At 59.2% G+C, this 8,777-nt stretch carries 7 protein-coding genes; 3 read left to right on the forward strand and 4 right to left on the reverse strand.

Annotation, left to right across the window (positions count from 1 at the left end):
* On the reverse strand, positions 1–637 hold a 637-nt coding region (locus NW835_RS09450; RefSeq protein ID WP_414415143.1), incomplete at its 3' end, for a hypothetical protein.
* A gap of 129 nt (positions 638–766) precedes the next feature.
* Here NW835_RS09450 and NW835_RS09455 point away from each other — a divergent pair.
* Entirely contained in the window at positions 767–2,296 is a 1,530-nt protein-coding gene (locus tag NW835_RS09455; protein ID WP_414362345.1) for a leucyl aminopeptidase, read from the forward strand.
* Positions 2,293–2,487: a hypothetical protein gene (locus NW835_RS09460; RefSeq protein ID WP_414415144.1), complete on the forward strand. Its 195-nt coding sequence runs from the start codon at positions 2,293–2,295 to the stop codon at positions 2,485–2,487. Before NW835_RS09455 ends, NW835_RS09460 begins: the two co-directional genes overlap by 4 nt.
* A 34-nt stretch (positions 2,488–2,521) precedes the next feature.
* Here the strand turns inward: NW835_RS09460 and NW835_RS09465 are convergent, their stop codons facing one another.
* Positions 2,522–2,659 carry a hypothetical protein gene (locus NW835_RS09465; protein ID WP_414415145.1) on the reverse strand — a complete coding sequence of 46 codons (138 nt, stop codon included), beginning with the start codon at positions 2,657–2,659 and terminating at the stop codon, positions 2,522–2,524.
* A 640-nt stretch (positions 2,660–3,299) separates the two neighbouring features.
* Positions 3,300–4,388, reverse strand: coding sequence for a hypothetical protein (locus NW835_RS09470; RefSeq protein ID WP_414415146.1), 1,089 nt, complete (start codon positions 4,386–4,388; stop codon positions 3,300–3,302).
* A 483-nt stretch (positions 4,389–4,871) separates the two neighbouring features.
* Here NW835_RS09470 and NW835_RS09475 point away from each other — a divergent pair, with 483 nt between their 5' ends.
* Entirely contained in the window at positions 4,872–6,326 is a 1,455-nt protein-coding gene (locus NW835_RS09475; protein WP_414415147.1) for a hypothetical protein, read from the forward strand.
* A 491-nt stretch (positions 6,327–6,817) separates the two neighbouring features.
* Here NW835_RS09475 and psaB read toward each other — a convergent pair.
* On the reverse strand, positions 6,818–8,777 hold a 1,960-nt coding region (gene psaB / locus NW835_RS09480; protein ID WP_414415148.1), incomplete at its 5' end, for a photosystem I core protein PsaB.

The following is an 8,777-nucleotide window of genomic DNA, read 5'->3' on the forward strand; positions in this document are numbered from 1 at the left end:
CCCGCAGCAGGCGGCGATTGCCGGTAGCCGCTGCATGGTGGCCGCCGTACATCAGATCCCGCGGGTTGGGACTATGGCCCCACAGCCCCAGCCCATGGCCAATCTCGTGCCGGGCCACCGCCGTCACTTCTGCCAACCCCTGGCCTTCGGCAATGACAATGCGCACCCGCTGCTGCAGCGAGCCATCGGCGGCAAAGAAAAACTCAGGCCGGGCTGCCCCCGCTATCCCTTCGCCAATGGCAGGAACGCGGTAGATGCTTATCCCGTAGAGGGCCTCCTCTTCTTTGCCCACCACTTTCAGGGGGATGTAGGCCGACCACTCCTTTACCGCCTGCTCCACAAAGGTTTTCCACTGGGGGTGATCCCCCTGAATGTAGACAGGGACGGGGTAGAAGGCCCACTGGGCATAAGCTCCACCCGGCAGCAGCGGCTCGATTTCTTCGAAGTAGTCTCCCGCCGACTTGTCGTAGGTGTAGCGGGCTAGGCCGGGGGGCAGCTTGAGGCGAACCGGCTGCGGCAGCTCTTCCAGGGGCCTCTGCGCCTGGGCCAGGGATCCCACCCCCCCTAGCGCCAGCGCCAGGAGCATTGCGCCGGCAATAACCCCAAGCTGAAGGATGGAACGCCGCCGCCAGGCCATACCTTGGTTTTCTCCCTTCCTGATTAAAGGCTAACGTCGTCGATGCCAGCCAAGGGATCCCCTGTCCTAGAAGTGGCGGAATTGGCTACACTGAGAGTCTGTTATCCCTAGCTTGGCCAAAGGTTTCCCATGCAGCTTCGTCTTGGCGAGCCGCCCCTAACACAGGCAGAATGCGCCCTGGTTTACTGCTTTGCCCCCACCGGCGAAAACGCCACCTTCTCGCTGCCTGCCGAGATTGCTGCCTTGGACGAGAAAGTGGGGTCGGGTCTGGTGGCGGAAGCGGTTCAAGAACAGAAGTTTCAGGGCAAGCCCAATAGCAGCCTTGCTCTGCGCCTGCCAGGAGCCATCCGCAAGCTGGTGTTGGTGGGGCTTGGGGATCCGGCTGCGCTGACGCTGGAAGCGCTGCGGCGGGCCACTGCCAATGGTCTGCGCCAGGCCCACAGCCTTAAAGCTAAGCAGGTGGTGCTGTCCTTGCCAGAAACGGGGCTGGATCCGGTGCGGGCGGTGCAGGCAGTAGCCGAAGCCAGCCTCCTTGTGGCCCACCAGGATAACCGCTTTAAATCCCAGCCCAAGCCCGAGGAAGAGCGCGGCTTTTCCGTTGAGGAAGTCACCCTCCTGGTACCAGGCCTGGCCCAGGCCCGCCAAGACTATGAAAACGCCCTGCAGCGGGCCACCGAGATGGCTGCCGGGACGATCCTGGCCCGCGAACTGGTGGCCGCCCCTGCCAATGTCGTCACACCCCCTGCCCTGGCCGACACTGCCCGGCAACTGGCCCAAGACTACGGCCTAGAGGTGGAGATCCTAGGACGGGAAGAGTGCCAAGCCTTAGGCATGGGGGCTTTCCTCGGCGTGGCCCAGGCCTCAGATCTGCCGCCCCAGTTTATCCACCTCACCTACAAGCCCAAAGAAGGGGATCCCGTCGCCAAGCTGGCCCTGGTGGGCAAGGGCCTCACCTTCGATTCCGGTGGGCTGAACATCAAAACCGACTCCCGCAGCATTGCCATGATGAAAACCGATATGGGCGGAGCTGCAGCCGTCTTGGGAGCGGCCCGGGCCCTAGCTGCCCTCAAGCCACAGGTAGAGGTGCACTTTATCGTCGCCGCCACTGAAAATATGATTAGCGGCCGTGCCCTCCACCCCGGGGACATCCTCACCGCCTCCAACGGCAAGACCATTGAGGTCAACAACACCGATGCCGAAGGCCGCCTCACCCTGGCCGATGCTTTGGTGTTTGCCGAAAAGCTGGGGGTGGACGCCATTGTGGATCTAGCCACCCTAACCGGCGCCTGCGTTATTGCGCTGGGAGAAGAAATTGCCGGCCTCTTTACCCCCAATGAGGCCCTGGCTCAAGAGCTGCAGCAGGCGGCCAACCTCTCTGGCGAAAAGATCTGGCGCCTACCCTTGGAAGAGAGCTATTTCGAGGGCCTCAGCTCCACCGTGGCCGACATGAAGAACACCGGCCCCCGCTCCGGCGGCTCCATCACCGCTGCCCTCTTCCTCAAGCAATTTGTGGAGAAAACCCCCTGGGCCCACCTGGACATAGCCGGCCCGGTGTGGACAGAGAAGGATGCGGGCTACAACAACAAAGGCGCCACCGGCTACGGCGTGCGCACCCTGGTGGAGTGGGTCTTGGCGCGGCAGGCTGCAGCCACCTCTTGAAGAGATCCCGCCTGAGCACCCAGGTGCGGCTGGGGAGAGAAGAATGCTACCTGGGCCCCACCCCCGAGCGGGATACCCTGCTTTCTGCCTTGTGCCTTGTCGAAGCTGTTACCGAAGGCAGGGAAGATCTGAGCGCCCTTAGCCTGCCCCTGGGGAATCAAAACCAAGCCTCTGCTGCGGCTGTACTCTGAAGTCAAAACTCTAGAACTAGAAGCGGTGAATCGTCTATTGCTGCTTTAAGGTCAGCGGCACGGCAACATTCACGCTGCCCACCGGATAATTGGCAGCGGTTGTGGCCGGGTCGCGGGTAACTGTGATGGTGGCATTGCCCTCCTGTGTAGCCGGGATCAAACGCGTCAGCACAACCTTAGGTGTATCCGGGGATCCCGGTGGAACGACAACTGTTACGAACGAGGCGGCTGTTGTGGAAACGCCCACCACCTGCGGGTTGCTGCTTTCTACTTCAACACCAAGCTGCCGTTGGCCGGAGGAGCAGACGGCTTAAGCGTGAGAGTTTTTATAGAGCCAACAGTCGTCTTTGAGTCAAACGTAACTTCTGCTGGATCAACGCTAACTGTTTCAACAAGAAGAGGGAAAGGGGTAGAAGGAGCAGGAGTTTCTGCTTTGATAGTCGGGAGAGGAGCAGGAGAGGGGATCGGAGGAATGGTTGGGGCTGCAACGGGAGTTTGGATGACAATCGTGGGAGCCGGCAAAGGGATCCCTGGTGGTGCTATGGGAGGTAGGCCCACCTCGGTACCACCAGTGGGCACGCTAGGAGTCTGAGGCGGAATGATCGGTCCAGGGACAAAGCTGGTGGCGTTCTTGTCCTTGGCTTGCTGGCAGCCAACCAAGCTGGCTGTGGTGAAGAAAACAGCGCCTACACTGCCCAAAGCCCGCGACCAATTCTTTCTAATCCTGATCCTCTTCACGTTCATTTCCTGCCACCCTCACTTACAAAATAGGCATCACAAATCTGGCTAAAGTCGTCATCACAGGTTAGCCACTAGTTAACCACCAGATTGATGGGAGGAGCTGCGCTGGGCAGAGTCTGATTGTTCGACACAAACAGCAGCGGCAAGGTGTAGATCCCGGGAGCTGTTGCCTGAATAGAAACATTGACCTCGCAAGTGGCACCTGCGGCTAAGACTCCGCCCGAAAGACTGATGATCCTCGTCCCCGGTATGGCGCCCACAACTCCTCCGCAGGTATTTGGATTAGCAATGCCAGCAGGGGTGGAAGGATTGGCAACAGCCACTCCCTCAGGCAAGATCGCCTGGAAGTTCAGACCACTCAAGGGAATGGCCCCAGCCACTTGGTTATCAACCACGAAAGTAAGAGTAACAGGCGTGTTGACCGGCGCTGGATTGGGCAGTAAGAAGCGGGTAAACAAAGGCGACGGCCCTACAGGAACCGGCGTCGGAACAGGGGTAGGGCCTGAAGTCAGCATAGGTACAGGCGGCAGGGGCGTTGGCTGGGGGAGATTGCCACAGGCTGGAACTCCATTAAGCCGTGAACCACGAATCTCTGTTCGTTCTTCCTCCCTACTAAAAATTGAGTCGTCAACTCGCAAGACTTGCCCAAAAGCATCTCGGATAGTCAGGATAAAGACAATATCATCTCCAGTTAATTCATCGTTAATCTGGATTTGTCCTTGCGCGTCAAGTCTTCGGACGGGTCTCACTCCCTTGGAGAAAATTCTCAAATCATTAAAAAATCTGGGATCTGTTGGAAATGTATAGCTAAAGTTGAATCCGTTAGCGTCGGTGAACGTGTTGCCTCTTCCAATGAGCAGGTTTCTAAACTGGCTCAGGGCCTCAGGTCGGATTACGCCAGTAACATCCGTTCCGCAAGTGATATTCAAGACCTGAATGTCTACACTCGCAATCACCCCTCGGACAATCAGGTTGGTCAGGTTCACCTTGTAAGAGAGCGAGGCAAACGGCTGGTCAACATCAAAGCCGCCCCCTGGCCCAAATTGCGGCGGATCCGGCAGGTCGGGCTGAATGGGCGGCGGCGTGATGGGGGCAAAGTCTGGCCCAGGGCGGAAGGTGATGGGTGTGAGGTCGGGCGAGATCGTGGGGGCCACGGCCACGGGGGGAGGCGTGGATCCATTGGTGGTCAAGAGGGGTGGCAAGCCGCCCGCAGTCTCGCTGCTGCAGGCAGTGGCTAGCGCTAGCGAAGCCCAAGTTGCCAGAAGAGAAAGGCCGCCACGGCCAGGGCCTGAGCCAGAACGTCGTTTCATCAGGGAATTCTCCACTCACTCACACCACAGCAAATCTTTCCAACAGCGCCCATCCGGGATCCACTGAATCTGCCTCTATGCATAGGCAAGATTATGAGGGATCCCGTTTCAAAGGCGGATGCCTGCTGTTAGTTCTACTGCATCTCGGGGCGTTGTCAAGCAAGCGGCAAAGCAAATCCAAGAAATTTTTTTGGAAATGGTTCATCCCCTAGATATGGGGTATCATAGCCTCGAGCAGGGGCGGCCAGCTTACCTGTAGCGTTGGGGTTGGGTGCCTTTTCCTCCATTTTGTGTGTGGATTTCCCCAGATTAGGGTGTGTGAGGCAGTGCTGTATGAACTTCAAAGGTCGCTCATTGGCAGTTTTGTGTGGAGTCTTACTTCTAGGCGGCTGCGGTCAAATTGACGAATCCCCCGCCTTGCCGGGGCCTGTCCAGGTGGATCCCACGGCGTTTGTCTCGGCGCAGGAGTACCGCTTTACCCCCGGCTCAGTGCTGGAGACCACCAGCTTGAGGCTGGACTACATCAACCCAAAGTTTGACAACGGGATCCCTGTGCGGAACAGCGGCTTTCAAGGCAGCGGAGAGGCCCGCATTACCAACGTAGAGGCCCGCATTCTGCCGGTCAATGAGATCCCAGCCAATGAACTGACAATTGACTCAACCCTTCGCTCCAGCACACTGGCCCTCCAGATTGCCCGAACCACGCCGCTGGTAAATCTCATCGCCTTCGGCCCCAACGACGGCAGGCTATCTACGCAATTCAGCATTGCCGGCCTGGTTGCCCTTTCGACAAACCCCAACGACCAGCGCATTCGAGTCAACACAACCTTTAGAGCTGCCGATCCGGATACGGAAACTGTTTTAACTTTAACCGTGCGCCGCATCTTGGTTAGCCGCAATGGCAACCAAGTCGTCTTAGAGGGAGATTCTTCTCTTATTGTCCCTACCGTGGGAGTACTCTATGAAGATCCCGGCCCTAATGGCAACCCACCGGCAGGATCCTTTGTCAATCCTCCTCCACCTCAAGGGCCTGTCACTGCCATTCTGCAAACCGGCAGCTTCTCCGCCAGCTTTGTGGTGCGGCAGCGGGGCGTGGCCGGCGATGGCACTCCTGAAGATGCCCTGGCTCTCTTTGCCCGCCTGAACTTCCGTCCCAATCAAGCGGAGATCGTCTATCGTCCCGCCTACGCCCAGTTGGGTGCCCAGTCGCTGCTATTTGCTCCGGATCCCACTCGTCCGAACATCTTGCCCAACCAGTTGGTGCGCATCCGGCGTCTGCTGAACGGCCGGGTACAAGCGGAGTTTGACCCGGCCAATGTCAGCACAGTCCTCAACTTTGTCCAGGTCAGCCCGCCGCCACGACCTTTCCCCACTCCGATCCCGCAGTTGCCCGTCCCTGAGCGTCCGGTTGCTCCTGCAGCATTTAACTATTTCTTCTCGTTGCGCACTGAAAGAGATGGAGAGGGAACCACTCCAGGCCCAGTTGTTTTGCAGGGGATTGTGCCTAGCAGCGGAGACTTCATCTTCCGTACCCTAGCCGGAGCACAGCTATCGGGGCCGTTTAACCGCTTTGATATCGGCGGGGGCACCCAAAGAGGAAACCTTAGCCTTGTCTTTGACCCAACCACTTCTGCGGAGCGGATCTCCGGCCAGTGGTTTCTAGAACAGGAGTTTCCCACCAGCAACGTTGAAGCTGGGACGGCGGATGATCCGGGAAGCGCTGCCAGCGAACAAGGCTCCATCCTGATCATCCGCGGCTTCTTTGAGGGGACGCAGGTGCGGCTATAGCCCCAGCAGCTTGTTTTGAGCCGCTCTCCAGCTCGGCTCCTCGGGGCCGGGCTTTTTTGTCCGATAACTCTCTATCCAATGGCAAAAACCTATCCAACACTCAATTCCCCAGCCAGGATGGCTGGGATCGCCTAAGTTCCCGACCTTGGGGGCAAGCTGCAAGCTTCCAGGTAGTTCTCTTGCCAACTCGGGATCCAATAGTCAGGGATCCGAGCTTTGGCGTAGAGCTCGGGCTTAACGCCTCAACACAGATAACCTATCCTGCTCCTGCACAAGGTTGGCCGGCAGTCGGTATAGGCAGCTACAGTAGGCGGTGTGCCTCTCCTCCTTCGTCATTTTCTGAACTGGGATCCAGCCGGCAAAAGGTACATCAGGATCCAAGGGCGACCGAAATCATGGGGTTAGCTCTGGCATCCTTCCCAGGCCACCAAGCAGCAAAAAAAGAGGGATCCCGCGGAGGGATCCCTCAATTACTTAACCACTAGAGTTTGCTAGCCAGACAAGGAAGCCGTCGAGGCGATGACAAAGGCCGCGTAGGTCAGGACATACCCCACCGTGAAGTGAGCTAGGCCCACCAGACGACCCTGCACAATGGACAGAGCCACCGGCTTATCCTTCCAGCGGATCAAGTTGGCCAAGGGGGTGCGCTCGTGCGCCCAGACCAGGGTCTCGATCAGCTCTTGCCAGTAACCGCGCCAGGAGATCAAGAACATGAACCCCGTGGCCCACACCAAGTGGCCGAACAGGAACATCCAGGCCCAAACCGCCAGGTTGTTCATGCCGTAGGGGTTGTAGCCGTTGATCAACTGGGCAGAGTTGGCCCAGAGGTAGTCCCGCAGCCAGCCCATCAGGTAGGTGGAGTTCTCGTTGAACTGGGCGGTGTTGCCGCTCCAGATCCCCAGGTGCTTCCAGTGCCAGTAGAAGGTCACCCAGCCAATGGTGTTCAGCATCCAGAACATGGCCAGGTAGAAAGCGTCCCAGGCGGAGATGTCGCAGGTGCCACCCCGACCCGGCCCGTCGCAGGGGAAGCTGTAGCCAAAGTCTTTTTTGTCCGGCATCAGCTTGGAGCCGCGGGCATCCAGCGCCCCTTTGACCAGGATCAACGTCGTGGTGTGCAGGCCGAGAGCAATGGCGTGGTGCACCAGGAAGTCACCAGGACCAATGGGCAGGAAGAGGAACCCATTGGGATCGTTGATGGCTTGCAGCCAGCCCGGTAGCCACACATTGCCGTAGTTGGGCCAAGCCGTAGAGGCGATGCTATCCGGGTTGGACAACAACACGTCCATGCCGTAGAGCATCTTGCCGTGGGAAGCTTGAATGAACTGAGCAAACACTGGCTCAATCAGGATCTGCTTCTCCGGCGTGCCGAAGGCCTGCATCACGTCATTGTGGACGTACAGCCCCAGCGTGTGGAAGCCCAAGAACAGCGATACCCAGCTCAGGTGGGAAATGATCGCCTCCTTGTGATCCAGCACCCGCGCCAGCACGTTGTTCTTGTTGGCTTCGGGATCGTAGTCCCGCACCAGGAAGATGGCCCCATGGGCAAAAGCCCCCACCATCAAGAATCCAGCGATGTACTGGTGATGGGTGTAGAGAGCTGCTTCCGTGGTGTGATCCATGGACATGAACACGTAGGGGTTGAGGGCGTACATGTGCTGCGCCACCAGCGAGGTCACCACCCCCAAGCAGGCCAGCGCCAACGCCAACTGGAAGTGCAGGGAGTTGTTGACCGTGTCGTAGAGGCCCTTGTGCCCTTCGCCCAGCAGGCCCCCGAAGGGAGTACCCTTGGGCGGGTTGTGAGCGCCCAGGATCTCGCGGATGCTGTGGCCAATACCCCAGTTGGTGCGGTACATGTGGCCGGCGACGATGAAGATGACCGCAATGGCCAGGTGGTGGTGGGCCATGTCCGTCAGCCACAGGGACTGGGTGTTGGGGTTGAAGCCGCCCAAGAAGGTGAGGATGGCCGTGCCCGCCCCTTCTGCCGTGCCCCAGACGTGGTTGGCCGTATCTGGGTTCTGGGCATACACCCCCCAGTTGAGGGTGAAGAAGGGCTTCAGGCCCGCCGGGTGGGGCAGCGTGGTGAGGAAGTTGTCCCAGCCCACGTGCTGACCGCGCGACTCAGGAATGGCCACGTGCACCAGGTGGCCCGTCCAGGCCAGCGAGCTGACGCCGAACAAGCCGGCCAGGTGGTGGTTGAGGCGGGCCTCAGCGTTCTTGAACCAGCTCAGGCTGGGCCGGAAGCGGGGCTGCAGGTGCAGCCAGCCGGCAAACAGGAACACCGCCGCCAACAACAGCAGGCCGATGGCACCGGCGTAGAGATCGCCGTTGGTGCGCAGGCCGATGGTGTTGAACCAGTAGTAGAGGCCGGAGTAGGCCGCGTTGACAGGGCCACCGCCCCCAGGTTGGGTGAAGGCTTCCACCGCCGCCTTGCCAAATTGGGGATCCCAGATA

The sequence above is a fragment of the Synechococcus sp. OH2 genome (genome assembly GCF_047462155.1).
Lineage (GTDB): Bacteria > Cyanobacteriota > Cyanobacteriia > Thermostichales > Thermostichaceae > Thermostichus.